This is a genomic window from Sphingomonas sp. 8AM (assembly GCF_902506455.1).
In the GTDB taxonomy this organism is placed as follows: domain Bacteria; phylum Pseudomonadota; class Alphaproteobacteria; order Sphingomonadales; family Sphingomonadaceae; genus Sphingomonas.
Window position 1 is genome coordinate 1,839,659 of record NZ_LR733844.1, and the last position, 22,313, is coordinate 1,861,971.

A 22,313-nucleotide genomic window follows, 5' to 3' on the forward strand; every position below is an offset into this window, starting at 1 on the left:
GTTGCTCTAGCGAAAGGCTCCACGGCAATGGCCGCCAAACTTCAGGTGATCGATACCGGCATGGCAACCGCGAATACAGACCGTCAAAAGGCGCTCGACGCCGCGCTGGCGCAGATCGATCGCGCCTTCGGCAAGGGCTCGGCGATGAAGCTGGGGCAGAAGGAGACGATGCAGGTCGAGGCGATCTCGACCGGCTCGCTCGGGCTCGATATCGCGCTCGGCGTCGGCGGGTTGCCGCGCGGGCGCGTGATCGAGGTCTATGGTCCGGAAAGCTCGGGCAAGACCACGCTTGCGCTCCACGTCATTGCCGAGGCGCAGAAGAACGGCGGCACCGCCGCCTTCGTCGACGCCGAACACGCGCTCGACCCGGTCTATGCCAAGAAGCTGGGCGTCAACATCGACGAGCTGATCGTCTCGCAGCCCGACACTGGCGAGCAGGCGCTGGAGATCGTCGATACGTTGGTGCGCTCGAACGCCATCGACGTGCTGGTGGTCGATTCGGTCGCCGCGCTGGTGCCGCGCGCCGAGATCGAGGGCGAGATGGGCGACAGTCACGTCGGCCTTCAGGCCCGGCTGATGTCGCAGAGCCTGCGCAAGCTGACCGGCTCGATCAGCCGCTCGCGCTGCATGGTGATCTTCATCAACCAGCTGCGCATGAAGATCGGCGTGATGTACGGCAACCCGGAGACGACGACCGGCGGCAACGCGCTGAAGTTCTACGCCTCGGTCCGCCTCGATATCCGCCGCACCGGCGCGATCAAGGACCGCGACGAAGTGATCGGCAACGCCACCCGCGTCAAGGTCGTCAAGAACAAGGTGGCACCGCCGTTCAAGCAGGTCGAGTTCGACATCATGTACGGCGAGGGCATCTCGAAGATCGGCGAGATCCTCGATATCGGCGTCAAGGCCGGGCTGGTCGAGAAGGCCGGTGCGTGGTTCTCCTATGACTCGGTGCGGATCGGGCAGGGACGTGAGAACGCCAAGAACTTCCTGCGCGAAAATCCCGAGATGAAGGATCGGCTGGAAAAGGCGATTCGCGGCCGCACCGAGCAGGTTGCCGACGGAATGATGGCGGGGCCGAGCGAGGACGACGACGTCTGATCCCGGCAATGTCGAACCGGACCCGCCTTGAATGACGAGCGCCGGCGATTGGCGCGGGCGGGTCGGCACTGTCTGAGCGGAGGAGCATGCGCGCACCGGGCGCGCGTTTGCGGGCGTCGCGGCGGCGCTTGATGCGGCAATTGCCTCCGTTGCCCCGCCCGTGGGGCGCGCTGCCGATCTGGGATGCGGGATCGGCGACACGACGCTCGCGCTTGCCGCGACCCAACCGGGGCTGCGCGTTACCGGCATCGACCTGTCGCCGGCGCTGATCGCGATCGCGCGCGCCCGCGCGGTGCCGGACGCGGGAGCGGGGATGGACCGCAAAGGCGTCCCTGCCGCCGCGACCTTTGTCGTTGGCGATGTCTTGAAAGTGCTGCCAACGCTTGTCCCTCTCGACCTGCTGGTCTCGCGGCACGGCCTGATGTTCTTCACCGATCCGGCCTCCGCCTTCGTAGCGCTTCGCGCCACTGTGACCCCGGGTGCGCCGCTGGTCTTCTCCTGTTTCGCCCCGCGGGCGGAAAATGAGTGGGTAACCGCCCCTGAAAGTGCCGTTGGCCAGATGTCGCCGACCGCGGAGGGCTACGCCCCGGGGCCGCTCGCCGCGTTGCTCGCCGCCAGCCACCCGTCCGATCGCGCGCAACAGGAGGCGGCGCTGCTGGATCTGTTCGCAACGCGGATACGGGAGGGCGCGGTCACGTTCTCCGCTGCGATACGGATCGTAACCGCGCGCGCGGGGAAGGAAGCTGCATGACGATCATCGTCCACCATCTCGAGAATTCCCGCTCGCAGCGCATTCTGTGGATGCTCGAGGAGCTTGAACTGCCCTACGAGGTAAAACGCTACGAGCGCGACCGGGAGACGATGCTCGCCCCGTCCGAATTGCGCCGCGTCCATCCACTCGGCAAGTCGCCGGTGATCGAGGATCGGGCGGCGCACGGTTCGACCGGTCCGCGCGTGATCGCCGAAACCGGCGCGATCGTCGAATATCTCGTCGATCGCGCCGACGGAACGCTGGGTGCGCCGTCCAAGCGCGACGCTGCGCTCGCGTATCGATTCTGGCTACACTATGCGGAGGGCTCGTTGATGCCGCCGCTGCTGGTCAAGCTGATCGTGTCCCGCATTCCGCTGGTCGGCTCGCGGGTCGCCGCGCAGATCCAGCCGATGATCGACCGACATCTCGATTATGTCGAGGCATCGCTCGCCGATCATCCGTGGTTCGCCGGTGACACCTTCACCGCGGCCGACATCATGATGAGCTTCCCGATCGAGGCGGCGCGCAGCCGCGCCGGGCTCGACGCCAGCCGGCCCAATACGCTTGGCTGGCTGGAGCGCATCCATGCCCGCCCGGCCTATCAGCGTGCGCTCACGGCCGGCGGCCCGTACGCCTATGCGTGAGTGGCGGGTAGACGTCGTCACTCATCGTTTTTCCTCCCGATCGAGGTACGTCATGTCGCGCGGGATCGACTTCAGTGCGGAAGCACCACGCTGCCGGCCTGAGCGATCACCGCCCCGGGGCCGGGGCGGCAACGCAACGTGACCAGACGGGGGGTCAGCCTTCTTTCGTGCGCTCAGAAGCGCGTGCGCAACGTCAGTCCATAGGTCCGCGGCTCGCCCAGGAACGAGGTGAACAGCGAATTGGCGGTCGCAAAGCTGGGGCTGCCGAAAGCCTGCACCTGCGATTGCGAACCGGCGCCCTGGAACGGGGCGCTGAACGCGACCTGCTGATAGTTGGTGTCGAGCAGGTTCTGCGCCCACAACTCGACCGCCCACCGCTGTTCGTCGCCGCGCACGCCGATGCGCGCGTTCATAAGAAAGAAGCCGTCCTGCCGCTTCTCGAAGAACAGGTCCGACCCGGTGTTGTAGTCGCTGGTCATGCGTCCGTCGACGTAGAACAGGGCACTTACGCCGTTACCGCCAAGTGCCGGAGTCCAGCTGACCGAGCTGGTGACGGTGTGGCGCGGGGCATTCGACATCTGCGCGCCAGGCAACAGGAACAGCGCCGCGCTCAACGGCTCGCCGGCCTTGCTGCCGACCAGGTTGCGCGCATATTTGGCATCGGCAAGCGTGTAGCCGAGGTTCACCGTCACGTCGGGTGTCGGGTACATGCCGACCTCGAGTTCGACGCCCTGCGTCACCAGCCCCTTGCCGACCTTGCCCGTGCACGTGCCGGTGGTGCTGGAGTTATCGCGATCCGTTCCGTTCAGCGGCTTGTCGCAGCCGCCGATGTTCTGGACGATGTAATTGGTACCGTTAAAGGTGTTGAGCTGGAAGTTGGTGAACTCTGATCGGAACGCCGCAACATTGGCGGTGAACTGCCGCGAGGTGTATTTCAGCCCCAGCTCATAGGCGTTCACCGTCTCGGGGTCGAAGCGCAGATTGCGGACGTTCGACGCGGGCGGCGTGCTCAGCACCGTCTCGCTCAGGTCGGAGCGGTCGAGATTGTAGCCGCCGGCCTTATAGCCGCGCGCGTAGGAGGCGTAGAACAGCGTTGAATCGAACGGCTTCCACGAAACGACGCCCGTCCCTGTCAACTGGCCCTCGCGAATCTGGTCGCCTAGTGCGACGTTGGTCAGTGCCGCAGTCGAATTGCCGATGCATGACAACGTGATGATCCCGCCCGCGACCGAGCGCAGCGCGGCGATGTTGCTGGCGAGCAGCGGGCGCAGCGCCGCCTGCTGCGCCGGGCAGATGGTGTTGTTGTTGTTGAACCCGGCCGCCAGCGTCTTGTGCTCGTTGGTGTAGCGCAGCCCGACCGTGAAATTGAGGCGGTCGGTCAAGCGATAGATGTTGTGCGTGAAGAAGGCGAAATTCTCGCTGGTCTGGCGATAGACGTCGCGCAGGCTGCCGAGATTGTTGAGTGTGCTCAGCCGGTCGAGCCCGCCCACAGCAACGCCGCCGATCCCGGCGGTCAGTGCGGCACGACCGGCGGTGCTCAGGCACCCCGGGTTGGCGGCGTTGCGCAGCGCCGCGGCGGGGTTGATCGACAGCACCGCGCGGCACGCGGCGAATGCGCCATATTGCGCGCCGAAGTGGAGATTATCGACCAGCGCGAGGTTTTCGTGCGCGTAGTAACCGCCGATCAGCCAGTCGAGCTTGTTGTCGAGGATTGTGCCGGAGAAGCGGCTCTCGTGGCTGAAGACCTTGAACTGGCGATAGTTGTTGCCGTCGTCGGGGCGATAGATCAGGTCGACGGTGGAATAATCCATATCGCCTGCGCCACCCGATTTGTATTCGCGATAGGCGGTCAGCGAGGTGAGTTGTGTCGCGCCGAGGTTCCAGCGGACGCGCATCGACAATCCGCCATCGGTGGTCAGGTTGCTATAAGCGCGCCCAACGGTCTGGGCGATCCGGCGGTTGTACGGGTCACCTTCGCTGGGCAGTACGCCGCCGAGGCTGCGCAGGATGCCGGTGATCGGGTTGGCAGCGCTGATCGCGTAATCGCCCGGCGTGCCCGGCGAGGGATCGGTCTTCTCGCGGGTGTCGGCATAGACCGCACCGCAGCACTTCTCGTCGCGCCGCGTGTAATCGCCGATGAAACGCACCGCGAGATCGGGGGTGATCGTGAAGAGCAACTGTCCGCGCACGAAGTACCGGTCGCGGTTGTTGAAGTCGGTCTTGTTGATGACGTCGGTGAGGAAGCCGTCGCGCCGGCTGGCGACGCCGTCGATGCGGAACGCGAGCAGATCCTTGATGACCGGCCCGGTCAGCGCACCCTGCACGCGGACGGCGTCGTAATTGCCGTAGCTGACTTCGCCCATGCCGCCGAACTTGAACTCGGGCAGCTTGGTATAGATGCTGATCGCGCCCGCCGAGGAATTGCGACCCGACAGCGTGCCCTGCGGCCCGCGCAGCACCTCGATGCGCTCGACCTCGCCGAGGTCGTTGAGTCCCGACCCGGTGCGGCTGCGATAGATGCCGTCGATGAACACCGCGACCGAGCTTTCCAGCCCCGGGTTGTCGCCGACCGTCCCGACGCCGCGGATGCGCGCCGAGGCATTGGCCTCGCTACCAGTCGAGCTGACCAGCAGCGACGGGGCAATCTGGGTCATCTGGCGGATGTCGGTCGCGCCCGAATTCTGGAGCGCAGCCTGCCCGAAGGCCGATACCGCGATCGGCACATTCGACAGCCGTTCGGAGCGGCGGGTGGCGGTCACGACGATGTCAGCGGTGTTGGGGGATGCTGCCTGCGTCGCATCTTTCGGCTGATTGGCCGCCGATCCGCGCAAATCCTGCGCAGCGGCGGGCGCCGCCAGAACCGCGACCACCGCCACTGACCGATACAAACGCGCCTTACGCATCCTGGATCCCCTCGCCATTCACGCCCGATTGTGACGATGCTGGTAGGTGCGCACGGATAAGGAATGGTTAACGCAACCGTTCGCGTCCTTTCGCGCGCTGGTTCGTTGACGCGTGCGGAACCCCGGGCAGAGATCTCCCCGCAATCGCGTTTGTGCGATTCGGCCTCTCAACCCGGCGAATCAAAGGTGATATGCGCGCGGTCATGATCTCGTTTGCCTCCGGTAGCCTTTTGCTCGCCGCGCTCGCCGTCGCGGCCCCCTCCATCGCGCAGGTGCCGGTCACGCCGGAATCCGCCGCGCCGACACCGATCCCGCTCGTTCAACCGCAGTTGCCCCTGCCGACGCTCAGCGACGCCCAGCGACAGGAGCTGGCGCGGTTGATCGCCAAGGACGAGGTGGCACAGGGACTAAGCCGCACCGCACGCACAGATCTCGACCGGCTCGACAATGCGTCGCTAGCCCGGGTGGCGCTCGACCACGCCCGCGCGGTGCACGGCGGGCGGTTGATGCCGTCCGATTTCCAGAAGGACTGGGGGATCCGCCCGACCGCCTATGACCCGCTGCCGGGCTTTACCGACGCAGTCGCGCGCGACCGGCTGACGACATGGATGCGCTCGCTTGCACCGCCTTATCAGGGATATGACACCTTGGTCGAAGGGCTGGCGCGTTACCGCAAGATCGCGGCGGCGGGCGGCTGGCCGACGCTGAGCGTCGCGCCGGCATATGGCAGCAGCGGGCCTGCGGTGGGGCGGCTGCGCGAGCGGCTGGCGATCGAGGATCCAGAACTGACCGGCACCGGCGACCGCTTCGACGCGGCGTTGCTGGAGGCGGTGCGTCGCGCGCAGCGTCGCTACGGCCTCAACCCCGCCGGGCAGGTCGGCGCGCAGACGCTCGCCGCGCTCAACGTGCCGGTCGAGCAGCGTATCCAGTCGATCATGGCCAATCTGGAGCGCTGGCGCTGGCTGCCGCCGACGCTCGACCGTCGGCGCGTGCAGGTCAACATCGCCGCGGCGGTGCTGACGGCGTTCGACGGCGACCGCCCGATCATGTCGATGCGCGCGGTCACCGGTCGGCCGGGCAACGAGACGCCGATGCTGGTGTCGCAGATCAGCAGCATCGTCATCAACCCGCCGTGGAATGTGCCCAGCTCGATCGCCACCAAGGAATTGTGGCCGAAGGAGCGCGCCAATCCGGGCTATCTGAAGCGCAACGGCTTTCGCGTGATCGACACCGGCGACGGCGGCAAGCGGCTGCAGCAAGCGTCAGAGCAGAGCGCGCTGGGGCGGTTCAAGTTCGATTTCCCGAACGACTTTGCGGTCTATCTCCACGACACCCCGGCGCGGTCCGGCTTCTCGAAGTTCGACCGGCTCGCCAGCCACGGCTGTGTCCGGCTGGAGAAGCCCGAGGATCTCGCCAAGCTGCTGATGGCGACCACACCCGACTGGCAGCCCGACGCGATCGACTCGGCGGTGGCCGCCGGCAAGACGGTGCGCGCCAAGATGGCCGAGCCGGTCAGCGTCTATCTGCTGTACTGGTCGGCGTTTGCGGGCGCGGATGGGCAGGTCGGCTTTCGCGAAGATCCCTATGGCTGGGACGGCAAACTGGCTGCTACGGTCGAGCGACGGTCCGCCGCGCAGGCGCTGGCGGCGAAGTGAAGGAAGCACGAATGATGGTATGGCGGCATCGGTTGGCGTTGGTCGCGCTCTTGGGTCTGGGCGTGGCAGGCTGCTCGAAGTCGGAGCCCGAGCCGCCCGAGATGAACATGACCGTGCAGGAACTCGAACCAACTCCCGAGCCGACGCCGACCGAGGAACCAACGCCTATCGTCGAACCGACGCCGACGCCGGGCAATGACACCGCGATCCTCCCGCCGCCTGAGGACGCCGCACCCGACGCCCAGATGATGGACGACGCCTCCGCGACGGGGATGACCGCGCGCAGCGATCGTAGCGGCCGTGAGGATGAGGTCGATACCGCGCCGGCAGAGACCCGGCGGCGGGACTAAACGGAGGGCGCGCGATTGAGGATCCACGGTCCTCTGTCGTGCCCTTTTTTCAGCGCAGCCCTTCGGCATCAAGCGCCTCACGGACAGCGGGTCGGGCTCTGACCCGCCCGTACCACGACTTCAGATGGTGGAGCGTGTCATAGTGGATGTCAGCTCGATAGGTTGGCTCAAGCCACGCCGCCTGTCCCCATTGGACGAGCGAATAGAGATAGGCATCGGCGACCGTGAAAGCGTCACCCATAAGATAGTGCCGATCGGCAAGGGTGTCGTTGAGCCACGCGAAGCGTGCCTCCAGCTTCGGTTTGGCAATGGCGGTGCCGTAGCTCCCGGCCAAGCGCGCATAGAGCAGCGGAATGAATCCCTTGTGGATTTCCGAAGTCAGGAAGTTCAGCCACTCCTGCAATCGATAACGTGCCATCGTGCCGTTTTCGGGAGCAAGGTCGCGCTCGGGTCTCAGGTCGGCGAGATATTGGAGGATCGCGGGGCCTTCACGAAGCAAGGTGCCGTCGTCGAGCTGGAGCAGGGGCACATAGCCTAACGCATTCAGCTCGTTGAAATCTCGTCCGTCATCCATCGACGACTCTTGTGATCCACCCGGATCAGGTCGGCCGTAATTTCGAGCTCGCGAAGAATGATGTGCGGTGCGAGCGAGCAGGCAGCAGGCATGTAATACAGCTTCACGGACGGCTCCTGGATGGCGCGGGACTGACCCGTCCCAATCACTGCATCTTGCCGAAGTGCCGCTTCCCTGGAAGAAGGCAGTAATATGTGTCTTGGCGACAAATTTGAAACTTGCGGTTGGTTCCGGTGAGGCGCAGCGTAACGGGGTGTTCGGTTGAAGAGGCTATGCGGTTGCTCGGCGGCCGCTGGCGATTGCTGATCGTCTCCTACCTTGTTGACGGGCCACGGCGTTACAGTGACTTGCGTCGATCCATTCCCGCGATCTCGCAACGGATGCTGACGCTTGATCTGCGGGCTCTGGAAGCGGCCGGCTTTGTAGCGCGGACCGTTTTCCCGACCGTGCCGGTGACCGTCCAATACGAGTTGACCGCTGACGGTGCGCGCCTGATCCCGGTTGTCGAGGTTATGCGAACCTTCGGCCTCTGGCTGAAGGAGCGCGATTGAGGGTCTGACCTGTCAGCCTCGCCGCGCCCCCCCCCCCGGCCTAATTCGGGAATCGCAAGCTTCTGGACGGCGCGCCCGTAAAGTGGGTTGGGGTCCAGTGCTGAGACGCGATATGAAAGGGTATTTCGTCGCTTTTGCCTGACGTACGACGAGCCCCCACTCAGGCCGTCTCCAGCAACCGCTCCGCCTGTGCGCGCGCTTCCGGCGTCACCGTCGCGCCAGACAGCATTCGTGCGATCTCCTCGCGACGTCCCTCCGCATCCAGCGGGCGCACACCGGTGCGGGTCACCGTGCCGTCGCTGGCCTTCGCGATCAGCAGGTGCGTCGCGCCGCGTGCAGCGACCTGTGGGCTGTGCGTGACGACCAGCAACTGCGTCGCCTGCGCCAGCCGCCCGAGCCGCTCCCCGATGGCGCTCGCCACCGCACCGCCGACGCCACGGTCGATCTCGTCGAAGATCATCGTCGCCGCGCCGCCCTGCTCGGCGAGCGCGACCTTCAACGCAAGGATGAACCGCGACAGCTCGCCGCCCGACGCGATCTTGGCGAGCGGTCCGAACGGCGCGCCGGGGTTGGTGGCGATCTCGAACTCGACCCGGTCCCGCCCCGCCGCCGACCATTCGCTCTCGGGCAGCGGCGCCACCACCGTGCGGAAGCGCGCGGCATCGAGCTTCAGCGGCGCCAGCTCGCCTGCCACCGCCGCGTCGAGCCGCGCCGCGGCCTCGGTGCGGATCGCGGTAAGCTGTTCGGCAGCACGATCGTAGGCGGTACGCGCCCGCGCCACCGCCGCTTCCAGATCGGCAAGCCCCTGTTCGCCGGCATCGAGCCGCACAAGCCGATCGCGCAATTCCGTGGCGAGCGCGGCAAGCGCGTCGGGCTGGACGCGGTGCTTGCGCGCCATCGCGCGCAATTCGAAGAGCCGTGCCTCATCCTCTTCGAGCTGGCGCGGATCGTAGAGCAGCGCCACCGCGGCATCGCGCAGCTTCTCCTCGGCCACCGCCCCCTCGATCAGCGCGCGGTCGATCGCCGCCAGCGCCTCGCCCAGCGCGGGGTGATCGTCGGCGATTCGCTCCAGCACGCGCGCCGCCTGCCGCAGGTGGCTCAGCGCCCCGGCGCTGCCTTCGAGATGTTCGGTGACCGTTTCCAGCTCGCCCGCGCTCTTCTCGGCGCGCTGCATCCCTCGACGGCGCTCGGCGAGCGTCTCTTCCTCGCCGGGTTCGGCGGCGAGCGCCTCCAGTTCGGCAACGGCATGTTCGAGCCAGTCGCGATCGGCCTGCGCGGTCGCGATCGCGTTGCGAGCCTCGGCCAGCGCCCCACCCGCCTCACGCCATACCGCATAGGCGCTGGCGACGTCGCGGATGCCACGCCCCGCGTAGCTGTCGAGCAAGGCGCGGTGCCCGGGCGCGGCGAGCAGACCGCGATCGTCGTGCTGGCCGTGAATCTCGACCAGCATTGGCCCGATCTCGCGTAGTAAGGCCGCGGAGGCGGGCTGGTCGTTGACGAACGCTCTGCTGCCACCGTCGGCCTTGACCAGGCGACGGATGATGAGCGGTTCGCCGGGATCGATCTCCAGCCCGTTGTCGGTGAGCAGCGCGGCGACCGCCGGCGGCGTGTCGAAGGTCGCGGTCACCACCGCCTGCGTCGCGCCGGTCCGGACCAGCGTGCTTTCGCCGCGCCGGCCGAGCGCGAGCCCCAGCGCATCGAGCAGGATCGACTTGCCCGCGCCGGTCTCACCGGTCAGCACCCCGAGGCCGGGGCCGAACTCCAGCTCCAGCGCCTCGATCAGCACGACGTCACGAATGGCAAGCGCGGTCAGCATGGGCAGCCGCTCCTTACCCGCAAAAAACGCGGTTGGTTACCCTTTTTGTTCCCGCGGGACGCGATCAGCCGCCGGTCGGGTTTGTGGTGGGCGACGGCGAGCTGACCCCCGGTGTCGGCACGCCTGCCTGTGCGTCACCCCCGGTCGTCGCCGGGGTGGCCGGCAACGGCGCATCGGCCTTGGGTGCGGCGCCGGTTGCCTCGCCGGGAACCGCGGCGCGCACCGGCGTAGCGACGATCGGCTGACCGGGCGCCAGCGGCGCGATCGTCGCCGGCGGGTTTTCCTTCATGAGCTTGTAGGCGCGGCCGTACCAGTCGGTCCCGGGATAGTTGGCGCCGAGCACCGCGGCTGACTTTTCCGCTTCGTTGCGAACGCCGAGCGCCAGATAGCCCTCCGTCAGCCGCATCAGCGCTTCGGGGGTGTGGGTGGTGGTCTGATACTGGTCGACAACGCGACGGAAGCGCAGCGTCGCGGCCAGCCACTGGCGACGGCGCTCGTAGAAGCGACCGATCTCCATTTCCTTGCCCGCCAGGTGGTCGCGGACCAGATCCTGCTTCAGTCGCGCATCGGCGGCGTAGCGGGAGGTGGGATAGCGGCGCATTAGTTCGCCGAGCGCATCGAGCGACTGCTGGGTGATCTTCTGGTCGCGGGTGACGTCGCTGATCTGCTCGTAATAGCTCATCGCGACGAGATAATAGGCGTAGGGCGCGTCGCGGTTGCCGGGGTGCACCGACAGGAAACGCTGCGCGCCCTGAATCGCCTGCGTGTAATCACCGCTCAGATAATAGCTGAACGCGCCCATCAACTGCGCGCGGCGTGCCCATACCGAATAGGGGTGCTGGCGCTCGACCTCGTCGAAGAGCGCCGCGGCTTCCTTGTAGCGCCCCTGATCGAGCCGCTGCTTGGCGGCGGAGTAAAGCGTACCGACGTCGCGTGCGACATAGGGGAGGTCGGCACGGTTGCGCGATCCGCCCGAACAACCGGCGAGCAAGACCGCCAGGGCAGCGGCAACCCCGATCGCGAGCGAACGGGTGGGGAGCGGGCGAAGGGTGAGGGTACGCATCGCCTTGGCTCTTAGCTTAGAGGAACCCCCGCGAACAACGGCTTTCGCGCACGCGCAACAGTGGCTAGCGGGAACGCGTTGATGCGCCCGTCAGCGACCCGGAAGGAAGGATTACGCTCATGCCCGCGACCCTGCTCGCCACCAAACGCGTCGAAAAGCCGTGGGGGCGGCACCATCTGTATCCCGGCTTCGCCGATCCGGCGCCGGATGGTGAGCCGATCGGTGAGATCTGGTTCCAGTCGCCGCACCCGGAAGAGCCCGAACTGCTCATCAAATATCTTTTCACGAGCGAGAAGCTGTCCGTGCAGGATCATCCGTCGGACGAAGAGGCGCAGAAACGCGGCCTGCCGCGCGGCAAGGACGAATGCTGGACAGTCCTTGCCGCCGAACCCGAATCGACGATCGCGGTCGGTCCCCTGGCGCCGATGACCCGGGAGGAGCTGCGCGCGTCCGCCGAGGATGGCAGTCTTGAGCAGAAGCTCGACTGGAAGCCTGTGAAAGCGGGCGATTTCTACTATTCGCATTCCGGGTTGATCCACGCGATCGGTGCCGGGCTGACCGTGATCGAGGTGCAGCAGAATTCTGACACCACGTATCGGCTGTTCGATTACGGCCGCCCGCGCGAATTGCACCTCGATGACGGAGTCGCGGTCGCCGACCTCAACCCCTATGTTGCCCCCCCGCAGCCCGGCGAGGTCGCGCCTGGACGCAGGATCCTGGTCGAAGGGCCGAAATTTGTGCTGGAACGCTGGACTGGCGGCAACCGCGACATCGCGCTGCCTTCTGGTACGACCGGCTGGCTGGTCCCGATCCGCGGCGAGGGTGTCCTGGCGGGGGTGGCGTGGAAGGCCGGCGAATGCGTGACGGTGACCGGCAACGAGCAGCTTCATGCCTCCGAGGACGCCGACCTGCTCTTTGCCTATCCGGGCGACAAACGACTTTGACCGCCCGGTGCGCGACCACAACCATATTGCGTTGCCATGATTTCCTTGTGATGTTTGCGTGAAACGCGCCTGGCCGCCGGCCGGGACGCGCCATCGCAGGACAGGGAAATCGGGGACATGGAACGGGCCGTCGACCGGGCCGGGGCGCGGAAATTGCTGAGCTGTCTCACCGACGAGCAACTCCGCATCGTTGATGCTGACGAGGATTATGGAACGGCGCTCGGCTATGCGCGCGACGCGCTGATCGGGCGCGACGTACTCGAACTGACTCATCCCGACGATCGCGACATCAATCGCGAACGTGCCAACGCGCTGATGACGGGAGGCGTGCCATTCTCGATCACCAAGCGCTATATCGGTGCGGATGGACGACCCTTGTGGGTTACCAATCATATCAGCCTCTTCCATGCCGGACGCACGCGGCGGATGATGGCGACCGTGGAGCTGATCGACGGACCGCCGGCCGAGGACGAGACGCGGCTGCTGCGGAAGTCGGCCGAGCGCATCCTCGCCAAGCGGCGGTTGCGCACGCATCATTTCGAGGACGAGATGTTCGGCGAGCCGGCGTTCGATCTGCTGCTGGACCTCTTTGCACAGGATCTGGCCGGGCGTCACACCTATACCACCAGCGCGGCGATCGCATCGGGGGCGCCCCTGACCACCGCGCTGCGCCAGATCGCGATGCTGGTCGAGCGCGACTGGATCGTGCGCGATCCCGATCCGGACGACCGGCGCAGGATCCGGCTGCGGATGACAGCGTCCGGATCACTGCGAATGCGCAACTATCTGCTCGCGGCCGAAAGTCTCTGATCGTCGGCTAGACGGACCGCGGGTTTAGCGCAGGCGTTCGATCGCCTGCGCCAGCGCGACGTACAATTTGCCCATGTCGGATGACAGCAAGGTCACCCCCAGTGGCGAGGCATCGGGCTGGGCAAGGATCGTCCGCAGCATTGCCTCGAAATCGTGGATATAGCGGTTAACCTGTTCGCGGAAGTTGCCGTCCTCGTCATACAGGCGTGCGACGTCGCGCTGTTCCGAGCCGTCCAGCAACCGCACCGCGCGCCGCGTAAAGACGCCGCGATCACCCTTGAGATAGGCTGCCCAGGCACTGTCGGAAATCTCCGGCGCGAAGGTCCGGGTAAGGTCAATCGACGCCGAGTTGAGCGACTCGATCAGCAGCGAGGCGCGGCGCGCGAAGGTGTCGCGCTCGTTCTCCTCGGTGGCGGTACGCGCTTCCTCCAGCCGGCGGTCGATCTGGGCGATCGTCGCCTCGATACCATCAAGCTGCGTCTGGAGGCGTTCGCCGGCACGGCTGGCCGCAACCACCGCGGTTTCGGAGATACGGGCGACCTGCTCGACCTGCTGCTGTACACCGCTTTCAATCGCGCGCTCCAGTGCCTTGACCCCGGCACTCTCCAGCGCGTCAGCCGCTTCGGGTATCACGCGGGCCAGCGCCTCGCGCGCGTGCTCGGCAGCGGCAGCGGCGGTTTCGCGAACCCGCAGCAACGCCTCGAGCAACCGCGGCGCGGCTTTCTCGGCAAGATCGTCGGCGCGGCGGGTGGCATCCTCGACCGCGTCACCGATCAGTCCGGCCTGCGCACGGCCGCGCTCCAGCCCCTCACTCAGCCGCGACGTCAGCGTCTCGACGGTCTGCCGCTGCTCGGCGACAACCTGCGCGACCGCCTCGATCGCGTCATGCGTGCTTTCGGCGGCGGTGACCAGCGCTAGCAACTCCGGCTTTGCGGCCACGATCACCTGCTTGGTCGAACCGACCCGCGATTCGAGCCGTGCGATCGCGTCGGGCATCGTCTCGTCCATCTCGCGCGCTGCGGCGTCAAGCGCGACGAGCAGGTGCTCGGTGGTGGCGATCGTGCGCTCGGCGGTGCCGTTGCCGCTGTCCATTGCCGCAATCAGCGCCTCGGTGGTCGCCTGCAGCGCGCTGATCGTTGCCGCCAATTGCCGGCTGCGCTCGGTACCGTCGGTATGGAGCGCGTCGAAGCGCGCGCCGGCCTGGTCGATCGCTTCGTCGAGCGTGCTGAACAGCATCTCACCCGCGCCCCGCTGCGCATCGAGGCGCGCCGCGATCCGCTCGATCACGATCTCGACCAGTGCGATCCGCTCGCTGAGCGCCTCGGCACTGCCGCGTGCGGCATGATCGAGTGCCTGCTGACTGGCGGTGACCATCGCCAGCATCGCCTCGCCCTGCGCAACGATACCCTTGCGCGATTCGTCGATCGCAGTGGCAGTGCGTTCAAGCAGCCCGTCGACCGCGACCGCGGCATCGGAGGTGACGCCTTCGAGGCGCAGCCCGGCGGTGGCGCTGGTCGCCTCCATCCGCTGCATATAGGCGGCGAGCTTCTCGGCCGCGCCACCCGCAACGCTTTCCGCCTCACGACCGCGGGCCGCGAGCGCGGCGACCTGCGCGTCGAGCGCAGCACTATGTTCGTAGGCAACAAGCCCGGCCTGATCGATCGTCGCGGCGAGCGTGCGGGTTTCGTCGGTCGCACGCGGCAGCGCACCGAGCAGTGCCTCGAGCTGCTCGGCGGCATGACCGGTGGCGTTCACCAGCGCGCGCGCATGGGCGTCGGCGCGTGCGATCTCGGTCGACAGTTCGTCGCCGATCGTCGCCAGCCGCGCCGTTGCCGCATCGCCGAGCGCGGTGAGCAGCCGCACTTGCTCGGCCAGCGCGCCGCGGCGTTCCTCGATCTCGTCGCCGAGCGCCGCGACCGCGCTTTCGAGCGCAAGTGATTCGGTCCGCATCGCCCGCGCGGTCGCACCGAAACGGCGCGCCTCGGCATCGCTGGTGCGCAGCGTCAGCAGCCAGATGATCCCGGCCAGCGCCGGCACCGTTGCCGCGGCGGCGCCGAATTGCGCGAGTGAGAGCACCGGCATCGTTGTGAGCGCGTCGCGCGCGATCCACAGCAAGGCCGCGATCCAGCCGATCGCGAGCACGACCGCGACCCATCCCAATACGGTACGACGACGCAACGGCGCGGCGGCGCCCTCATCGTCGGAGAAGACGGGATCGGTCACGTACTCTTGCGGCTCCGCATACGGCGTCAGGACGAATGGCTCTGCCGGCGCCTCGGCGCCAGCCGGTCGAATGTCGTAAATGGAAGACGGCCCCCCGTTCATCACGCGGGTGTAACACGTTTACCGTCCGCGGAAACCCGTTTCGGCCGGCTTTCCCGGCTCGGTTCGGCGCAAGCGGCGGTCAGGTCGGGGATTGTTGCCAGCGGTTCGCCGCCCCCCTAACAGCCATGACCATGCTGGCTGGCCTGTTATTCGCGACCCACGAAGCGGAGGATCGCTCCGGGATGCTCGCGGCCACACTGCCGTTCGCGGCGGCGACGCTGATCGAATACCAGGCACGATTGCTGGTGGCGTGCGACGTGGCGCAGATCGTGGTCGTCGTTTCGCGGCTGACGCCCGAGCTGATCGGCGCGCTGGCGCGGATCGGACGGCGCGGGGTGGCGGTGGATACCGTGCGGAGCGCCGCCGACGCGCTGGCGAAGCTCCACCCGTTGGCGCGGGTCGTGATGATCGCGGACGGGCTGGTTACCACCGAGGACGTCGTGATCCGGATGGCAGGCGAAGCGGGTGACGCGCTGCTGGTGGTGCCGGGCACGCAGGCGGGAACGACCTTCGAGCGGGTCGGCGGCGGTGCGGCCTGGGCGGGGGTGGCGCGGATCGACGCCGGGCGCGTGGCCGACGCCGCGCGGCTGCCGGAGGATTACGACCTCCAATCGACGCTGCTCCACGCCGCCGAACAGGCCGGCGCGCGCTATGTAACGCTGCGGCTCGACAATATGGCGATGGGGCACGGCATCGAGCGCCGCGCAGTGGCGCTCGAGGAACGCGGTCGGGCCGTGCTGTCGGCGTCCATGGCGGTGCGACCCAGTTGGTTCGAGCGGCTGGTGCTGCGCCCGCTTGCACGGATGGCGATCCCGTGGATCGCGCGCCACGGGATCGGTACCGAGGCATGCAGCGCCACGGCGGGCGCAGCGATGGCGGCGGGGCTGGTGACGGTCGGTGCCGGCTTCACGGGGCTTGGACTGGCACTGGTGCTGGTCAGCGTGCTCGGCGCCGAACTGGCCGGCGCGCTTGCGTTGTTCCGCGACGAACCCGGACTACTCCGCGCCAATCGGGTCGCGATCCTGGTCGCGCCCGCGCTGGCGGTGCTGCTGCTGGCGCAGGTCGTCGATGGCACCGCAGCGACGACCACGGCGCGGCTGCTGGCGCTGCTCGCGCTGGTCGCGGGCGGGGTGGGAGAGCGTGCGGCGAGTGCCGGGGGTCGCAGACCGTGGTGGGGCGTAGCCCCCGCCTATCTGGCGGTGCTGACGCTGTTTGCCTTGCTGGGTTATCCGACGCTCGGCATCGCGGCGGTCGCGGGTTATGCGGTCGCGACGCTGGTTGCGGCGGTGGAGCGGCTTCGCAAGGCTTAGCCCGGCTTTAACGAACGTGCGCTAACCGGGGCGTATGTCGGCCCCTTCTCCTCATGCCAGCGTCATGGGCGATCCGGCGCGGCTTGCCTCGTACGCCGCCGACGCGGAACGTGCGGCTGCGCAGCGGCTGGCCGTGGCGGTAGAGGATATTTTCCTCTCGCAACCCGGGCGATTGGATGATCGCACTCGCGCGGCGACGCTGCGACTGGCCGAGACGACGATCGGTGCCACCGAGCAGCAGGTGTCCGCCGATGCCGCACGCGCGCTGATGGCGGTCGGGCGTCGTGAGGCGGCCGCGGTGCTCGGTTCGAATCGCTCGCTGGCGTGGCCGCGGCTGCTCGATGCCGGGTTGATGCGCGACTCGGACCTGATCGGGGCGCTGATCGCACAGGCGCGCGTCGACCTGCTCGATGAGTCGCTGGCGGCGCTGCGTGCGCCAGATGCGGGGGCGACGATCGTCACGATGCTGATCGAGCATGGCGACGCGGCGCAGCGGGCGGCGGCGAGCGATTATCTGCTGACCGACGGGATGCGGCGCGTCGGTGGCGAGGGGCGGCGCGCGGTGTTGCCGGCCGCGGTGCAGGCACGCATCGTCTGGTGGGTGGCCGCGGCGTTGCGCGAGCGGCTCGGTGCGGAGGGCGGGGTCGCGGCGGACATGGCCTTGTGCGAGGCGGCGCAGCACCGCATCGCGCGGGCGGGCGAGTGGCAGATGAGCGAGGTCGCGGCGCGACTGGCGCGCGCGCTGGCGCCGACCGAGGCCAACCGCGGGACGTTGATGGTACGCGCGCTGGAAAGCGCGCGGCTGCCGCTGTTCGCGGCGCTGCTCGCCGAGGCGATCGCCATCGATGTCGAGGCGGCGCAATCGCTGGTGCTCGATTCCGCGAGCGATCGGTTGTGGCTGGCGCTCCGCGCCGCCGGGCTCAACCGCGACGCGATCGCGCGCGCCGGTTTCCTGCTGTCCGAGGCCGATCGCGAGCGCGACCTGACGATGCTGATTGAGGTGCTCGATCCACTCGGTGCGCTCGACCCGGGCGCGGCGGCGGAGGCGATCGCGACATTGCGGCTACCCTACGACTTCCGCGCGGCGGTCCGTGCGCTGGCGCAGCGCGGCCCGGTCGAGCGCAGCCGGGCGTGACCCGCGGATCGTTTCACGCGTTGCTCGACGCCGACGACCGCGTGCTGAGCGGCGACGCCCGCTTCGTCCAGCTCAACGATCGGGCCGGCGGACGAACCGGGGCCGGGCTGGCGCTGGCCGCAGTCGGCGCGCTGGTGCGGATCGCGCGCGGGTTGCGCGTCCCGGTGGCACGAATCATCACGATCGGAGACGAAGACTGCGACGGGGAATGGCACGTCCGTGCGGTGCCCGGCGAGGACGCGACGGTGGCACTCGCCGCCTCGCTACTGCGCGAACGGCCGACCACGGCGTTGGCGCCGGGTGCGATCGTCGCCGCAGAGCCGCCCGCCGACGCTGCCTGGTCGTGGGAAGTCGATGCCGGGCTGCGCGTGCTGCGGGTTGATGCCGCGGCGGTGGCGCGGCACGGGATCGATCCCGTCGCGGTTCTCGGGCTGCCCATGACGAAGCTGTTCGTGCTGGAGGCGCGAGGTGACGGTGCGATGCCGCTGCTGGAGGCAATCTCGAACGTGCGCGACTTCGCGGGGCAGGCCGCGATGGTTCGCGCCAGCGGGGCGCATGTCGCACTGGCCGGACGGGTCCGCTACGACGCGGCGGGCGGCTTCGCGGGCTTCGTGGGCGGGGTTTATACCGGGGTCGCTGCCGGCGTGCGCGACGGGCTGACCGGCGCGTTCAATGCGCGGCTGCACCGCGTCCTGCGGGCGCCGCTCGATACGATCATCGCGCAGGCCGAAAGCATTGGCGCTGCCGCCGACGGCGCACTCGACCCGCATTATCGCGACTATGCTGCCGACATCGCCAGCGCGGGGCGGCATCTGCTGGGACTGGTCGACGATCTGGTCGACATGGAGGCGATCGAGCGCGGCGACTTGGCGGTGGCGCGCGACGCGATCGATCTGGCGACGCTGGCCCGCGAAGGAACGGGCCTTCTCGCTGCGCGCGCGGCGGAGCGGGGGGTGATGATCGCGCCGCTGGCGGGCGAGGCCGGCGCGCTTGCGTTCGGCGATTATCGGCGCGCGTTGCAAATCGTCGTCAACCTGCTGAGCAACGCGGTGGATTACTCGCCGGCGGGCGGGGTGGTGCGGTTGCGCGCGCGGCGCCGCGACGCGCAGGTGCGGCTAATCGTCTGTGACGAGGGGCGCGGCATCGCGGTACACGAGCAATCGCGGATCTTCGAAAAGTTCGTGCGCGGCGACGACAGCGTGCCGGGCGGCAGCGGCCTGGGTCTCTATATCGCGCGGCGGCTCGCGCAGGCGATGGGCGGGTCGCTGACCGTGGAAAGCGAGATCGGACAGGGCGCGTGCTTCACGCTCGCGCTGCCCGCGGCGTCAGCGCAGGCGCCGGGCGAGCAGGACCAGCAGCAAGCCGAAGATCGCTAGGCCGCTGCCGTAATCGGCCCAGATGCCGCGCCCCAGCATGAAGCTGGAGCGCGGCCAGTTCACATAACCCAGCCCCTGCGCGATCCACAAAGCGCCCATCAGCGTGCAGAGCACGCCGACGATGGTCAGGAGCGGGCGGAGCCGGAACATGCGGGCCTAGCGCTGCGCGACCGGAACGTAGCTGCGCTGCGTCGGGCCGGTGTAGAGCTGACGCGGACGGCCGATCTTCTGGTCGGGGTCGGTGATCATCTCGTTCCACTGCGCCACCCAGCCGACGGTGCGCGCCAGCGCGAACAGCACGGTGAACATGCTGGTCGGGAAGCCGATCGCCGACAGGATCACGCCCGAGTAGAAATCGACATTCGGGAACAGCTTCTTCTCGACGAAATACGGATCGTTGAGCGCGATCTCTTCCAGCCGCAGCGCGGTCTCGAACAGCGGGTCCTGGACGTTGAGCGCTTCGAACACCTCGCGCACCGTCTTCTGCATGACGGTCGCGCGCGGATCGTAGTTCTTGTACACGCGGTGGCCGAAGCCCATCAGGCGGAACGGATCGTTCTTGTCCTTGGCGCGCGCGATGAACTCGGGGATGCGCTCCGGCGTGCCAATCTCGTGCAGCATGTTGAGCGCTGCCTCGTTCGCGCCGCCGTGCGCCGGCCCCCACAGGCAGGCGATGCCGGCCGCGATGCACGCGAACGGGTTCGCGCCCGACGACCCGGCCAGACGGACGGTCGAGGTCGACGCGTTCTGCTCGTGATCGGCGTGGAGGATGAAGATCCGATCCATCGCCTTCTCGACCGCCGGGTTCACCACATAGGGCTCGGCCGGGACGCCGAAGGTCATGCGCAGGAAGTTGCCGGTGTAGGACAGCGAGTTGTCGGGATACAGGAACGGCTGTCCGACGCTGTACTTGTACGCCATCGCCGCGATCGTCGGCATCTTGGCGATCAGCCGGTGCGACGCGATCATGCGCTGCTGCGGATCGTGGATGTCGGTCGAATCGTGGTAGAAGGCCGACAGCGCGCCGACGACGCCGCACATGATCGCCATCGGATGCGCGTCGCGACGGAAGCCGCGGAAGAACTGCGCTAGCTGCTCATGAACCATCGTGTGGCGGGTGATCGTGCGCGAGAAGGAGTCGAGCTCGCCCTGATCCGGCAACTCGCCGTTGAGCAGCAGGTAGCAGACTTCCATGAAGCTCGACTGTTCGGCCAGCTCGCCGATCGGATAGCCCCGGTGGAGCAGGACGCCTTCGTCACCGTCGATATAGGTCAGCTTCGACTGGCACGAGGCGGTCGAGGTGAAACCCGGATCGTAGGTGAAGGCGCCGGTCTGCGCGTACAGCTTGCGGATGTCGACGACGTCCGGGCCGACGGAGCCCGAGAGGACCGGATAGTCGAGCTCGTTGCCCGACAGCGTGAACTTGGCGGCTTCGGTCATGATCTTCTCCTGTCAGGCCCCGGTCGGGGTCATGTGGTCCGCGATGCGGGCCAGGCTTTCCGCGCGTCCTAGAAGGACGAGTACGTCGAAGATGCCCGGCGAGGTCTTGCGGCCGGTCAGCGCGACGCGGAGGGGCTGGGCGACCTGACCAAGCTTGACGCCCGCGTCTTCGGCCACCGAACGCACCACCGCTTCGGTCGTCTCCGTATCCCAGTTGTGCACCGCGTCAAGCTTCGCGTGCAGGCGCGAGAGCAAGGCGGGTGCCTCGCCGCCGAGCAGCGGCTGCGCCGCTTCCTCGATCGGGAGCGGACGCGTTGCGAACAGGAAGGCGGTCGCGTCAGTCAGCTCGTTGAGGTTCGCGGCGCGCGGCTTGAGCGACGGCATTGCTGCGCAGAGGATCGAACGACGGGTATCGTCGTGATCGAAATCCAGTTTCTCCGCGACCAGATCGGCGAGCCGTGCATCGTCGGCGGCGCGGATATAATGGCCGTTGAGGTTCTCGAGCCTCTTGAGATCGAAGCGGCTCGGCGACTTGCCAACCCCGGCGAGGTCGAACCATTCGATCGCCTCCGCGCGCGAGATGATCTCGGCATCGCCATGCCCCCAGCCGAGCCGGAGCAGGTAATTGTCGAGCGCTTCGGGCAGGATGCCGAGCTCGTCCCGATATGCCTCGATCCCGACCGCGCCATGGCGCTTCGACAGTTTCGCGCCGTCGCTGCCGTGGATCAGCGGGATATGCGCGTAGACCGGATCGGACCAGCCGCCTTCTATAGCATTCATCGCGCGATAGATCGGCAATTGCCGGAAGGCGTTGTTGAGGTGATCGTCACCGCGAATGACGTGAGTCACGCCCATGTCGTGATCGTCGACCACCACCGCTAGCATATAGGTCGGCGTGCCGTCGGAACGGAGCAGGACGAGATCGTCGAGTTCGGCATTCTGGACGGTGACGCTGCCCTGGACGCGGTCCTCAATCGTCACCGCGCCCTCGGCCGGCGCGCGCAGGCGGACGACATAGGGCTTGTCGGCGGGATAGTCGGTGCGGTCACGCCATGGCGAGCGGATGCGCAGCGGCTGCTTGGCGGCCTGTGCCGCGGCGCGCATCGCGTCCAGCTCCTCCTGCGTCAGATAGCAGCGGTAGGCGTGGCCGTGCTCGACCATCGTCTGCGCGACCGCGGCGTGGCGATCGGCGCGTTCGAACTGGTAGACCTCCTCGCCGTCCCAATCGAGTCCGAGCCAGCGCATCCCCGACAGGATCGCGTCAATCGCGGGCTGCGTCGAGCGCGCGCGGTCGGTATCCTCGATCCGCAGGCGGAAGGTGCCACCGTGATGGCGGGCATACAGCAGGTTGAACAGCGCGGTGCGCGCGCCGCCGATGTGAAGGAACCCCGTCGGCGACGGGGCGAAGCGGGTGACGACGGCGCGGCCGTCCGCGCTGGCGGTTTTGTCGGTTGCGCTCAAGCGCGCTTGCTCCCAGGCTGGATAATCGGATGGCCAGTTCAGCCGCGCCCGCCTCTAGCAAAGCATCGTCGGCGCTTCAAATACGCGCCGCGTATGGCATCGCT

At 67.7% G+C, this 22,313-nt stretch carries 20 protein-coding genes; 11 read left to right on the plus strand and 9 right to left on the minus strand.

Going from position 1 to position 22,313, the window contains the following annotated elements:
* The first annotated feature begins 27 nt into the window (after positions 1 to 27).
* The 3 genes from recA (at position 28) to BACI71_RS08740 (ending at position 2,496) form a co-directional block, all read left to right on the plus strand.
* Entirely contained in the window at positions 28 to 1,101 is a 1,074-nt protein-coding gene (gene recA, locus BACI71_RS08730; RefSeq protein ID WP_159757674.1) for a recombinase RecA, read from the plus strand.
* Between the two features lie 160 nt (positions 1,102 to 1,261).
* Positions 1,262 to 1,852, plus strand: a complete 591-nt coding sequence (locus tag BACI71_RS08735; protein WP_159757677.1) for a class I SAM-dependent methyltransferase — start codon at positions 1,262 to 1,264, stop codon at positions 1,850 to 1,852.
* Positions 1,849 to 2,496, plus strand: coding sequence for a glutathione S-transferase family protein (locus BACI71_RS08740; protein WP_159757680.1), 648 nt, complete (start codon positions 1,849 to 1,851; stop codon positions 2,494 to 2,496). The genes BACI71_RS08735 and BACI71_RS08740 overlap by 4 nt, the downstream gene beginning before the upstream one ends.
* A gap of 173 nt (positions 2,497 to 2,669) precedes the next feature.
* Here the strand turns inward: BACI71_RS08740 and BACI71_RS08745 are convergent, their stop codons facing one another.
* Positions 2,670 to 5,399: a TonB-dependent receptor gene (locus BACI71_RS08745; protein WP_159757683.1), complete on the minus strand. Its 2,730-nt coding sequence runs from the start codon at positions 5,397 to 5,399 to the stop codon at positions 2,670 to 2,672.
* Between the two features lie 191 nt (positions 5,400 to 5,590).
* Here BACI71_RS08745 and BACI71_RS08750 point away from each other — a divergent pair, with 191 nt between their 5' ends.
* Both BACI71_RS08750 and BACI71_RS08755 read left to right on the plus strand, forming a co-directional pair.
* The gene (locus BACI71_RS08750; RefSeq protein WP_236552908.1) at positions 5,591 to 7,054 is read left to right on the plus strand and encodes a L,D-transpeptidase family protein; all 1,464 of its coding nucleotides are present in this window, start codon (positions 5,591 to 5,593) and stop codon (positions 7,052 to 7,054) included.
* Between the two features lie 32 nt (positions 7,055 to 7,086).
* Positions 7,087 to 7,404, plus strand: coding sequence for a hypothetical protein (locus BACI71_RS08755; RefSeq protein ID WP_236552909.1), 318 nt, complete (start codon positions 7,087 to 7,089; stop codon positions 7,402 to 7,404).
* 49 nt (positions 7,405 to 7,453) lie between these two features.
* Here the strand turns inward: BACI71_RS08755 and BACI71_RS08760 are convergent, their stop codons facing one another.
* Both BACI71_RS08760 and BACI71_RS08765 read right to left on the minus strand, forming a co-directional pair.
* Positions 7,454 to 7,978: a glutathione binding-like protein gene (locus BACI71_RS08760; RefSeq protein WP_201297336.1), complete on the minus strand. Its 525-nt coding sequence runs from the start codon at positions 7,976 to 7,978 to the stop codon at positions 7,454 to 7,456.
* Positions 7,948 to 8,085 (minus strand): hypothetical protein, encoded by a 138-nt coding sequence (locus BACI71_RS08765; protein WP_201297337.1) that lies wholly within the window; start codon positions 8,083 to 8,085, stop codon positions 7,948 to 7,950. The genes BACI71_RS08760 and BACI71_RS08765 overlap by 31 nt, the downstream gene beginning before the upstream one ends.
* A 165-nt stretch (positions 8,086 to 8,250) precedes the next feature.
* Here BACI71_RS08765 and BACI71_RS08770 point away from each other — a divergent pair, with 165 nt between their 5' ends.
* Complete coding sequence (locus BACI71_RS08770; protein WP_201297338.1) at positions 8,251 to 8,529, plus strand: winged helix-turn-helix transcriptional regulator; 279 nt, start codon at positions 8,251 to 8,253, stop codon at positions 8,527 to 8,529.
* A gap of 160 nt (positions 8,530 to 8,689) precedes the next feature.
* Here the strand turns inward: BACI71_RS08770 and recN are convergent, their stop codons facing one another.
* Together recN and bamD are read right to left on the minus strand one after the other, a co-directional pair.
* Positions 8,690 to 10,345, minus strand: coding sequence for a DNA repair protein RecN (gene recN / locus BACI71_RS08775; RefSeq protein ID WP_159757686.1), 1,656 nt, complete (start codon positions 10,343 to 10,345; stop codon positions 8,690 to 8,692).
* Between the two features lie 64 nt (positions 10,346 to 10,409).
* Positions 10,410 to 11,408, minus strand: coding sequence for an outer membrane protein assembly factor BamD (gene bamD, locus BACI71_RS08780; protein WP_159757689.1), 999 nt, complete (start codon positions 11,406 to 11,408; stop codon positions 10,410 to 10,412).
* 119 nt (positions 11,409 to 11,527) lie between these two features.
* On the opposite strand from bamD, the gene BACI71_RS08785 reads away from it, so the two are divergent.
* Both BACI71_RS08785 and BACI71_RS08790 read left to right on the plus strand, forming a co-directional pair.
* Positions 11,528 to 12,352, plus strand: a complete 825-nt coding sequence (locus BACI71_RS08785) for a class I mannose-6-phosphate isomerase (RefSeq protein WP_159757692.1) — start codon at positions 11,528 to 11,530, stop codon at positions 12,350 to 12,352.
* 117 nt (positions 12,353 to 12,469) lie between these two features.
* On the plus strand, positions 12,470 to 13,162 hold the full coding sequence (locus BACI71_RS08790; RefSeq protein ID WP_159757695.1) for a PAS domain-containing protein: 693 nt from the start codon (positions 12,470 to 12,472) through the stop codon (positions 13,160 to 13,162).
* Positions 13,163 to 13,186: 24 nt separating this feature from the next.
* On the opposite strand, the gene BACI71_RS08795 is transcribed toward BACI71_RS08790, so the two are convergent.
* Positions 13,187 to 15,385, minus strand: a complete 2,199-nt coding sequence (locus tag BACI71_RS08795) for a hypothetical protein (protein ID WP_236552910.1) — start codon at positions 15,383 to 15,385, stop codon at positions 13,187 to 13,189.
* A 227-nt stretch (positions 15,386 to 15,612) separates the two neighbouring features.
* Here BACI71_RS08795 and BACI71_RS08800 point away from each other — a divergent pair, with 227 nt between their 5' ends.
* The 3 genes from BACI71_RS08800 to BACI71_RS08810 all read left to right on the plus strand — a co-directional run bounded on the left by BACI71_RS08800 (position 15,613) and on the right by BACI71_RS08810 (position 19,308).
* Positions 15,613 to 16,797: a hypothetical protein gene (locus BACI71_RS08800; protein WP_159757701.1), complete on the plus strand. Its 1,185-nt coding sequence runs from the start codon at positions 15,613 to 15,615 to the stop codon at positions 16,795 to 16,797.
* Between the two features lie 64 nt (positions 16,798 to 16,861).
* Positions 16,862 to 17,932, plus strand: a complete 1,071-nt coding sequence (locus BACI71_RS08805; RefSeq protein ID WP_159757704.1) for a DUF2336 domain-containing protein — start codon at positions 16,862 to 16,864, stop codon at positions 17,930 to 17,932.
* A complete protein-coding gene (locus BACI71_RS08810) occupies positions 17,929 to 19,308 on the plus strand; it encodes a sensor histidine kinase (protein ID WP_159757707.1) in 1,380 nt (459 codons plus the stop codon). Before BACI71_RS08805 ends, BACI71_RS08810 begins: the two co-directional genes overlap by 4 nt.
* Here BACI71_RS08810 and BACI71_RS08815 read toward each other — a convergent pair.
* The 3 genes from BACI71_RS08815 to gltX are packed head-to-tail and all read right to left on the minus strand — an operon-like array spanning position 19,258 to position 22,209.
* Complete coding sequence (locus tag BACI71_RS08815; protein ID WP_159757710.1) at positions 19,258 to 19,458, minus strand: hypothetical protein; 201 nt, start codon at positions 19,456 to 19,458, stop codon at positions 19,258 to 19,260. The two genes, BACI71_RS08810 and BACI71_RS08815, sit on opposite strands and share 51 nt — an antisense overlap.
* A gap of 6 nt (positions 19,459 to 19,464) precedes the next feature.
* Entirely contained in the window at positions 19,465 to 20,748 is a 1,284-nt protein-coding gene (gltA, locus tag BACI71_RS08820; RefSeq protein WP_159757713.1) for a citrate synthase, read from the minus strand.
* A gap of 12 nt (positions 20,749 to 20,760) precedes the next feature.
* Positions 20,761 to 22,209: a glutamate--tRNA ligase gene (gene gltX, locus BACI71_RS08825; protein WP_159757716.1), complete on the minus strand. Its 1,449-nt coding sequence runs from the start codon at positions 22,207 to 22,209 to the stop codon at positions 20,761 to 20,763.
* Between the last annotated feature and the right edge of the window lie 104 nt (positions 22,210 to 22,313).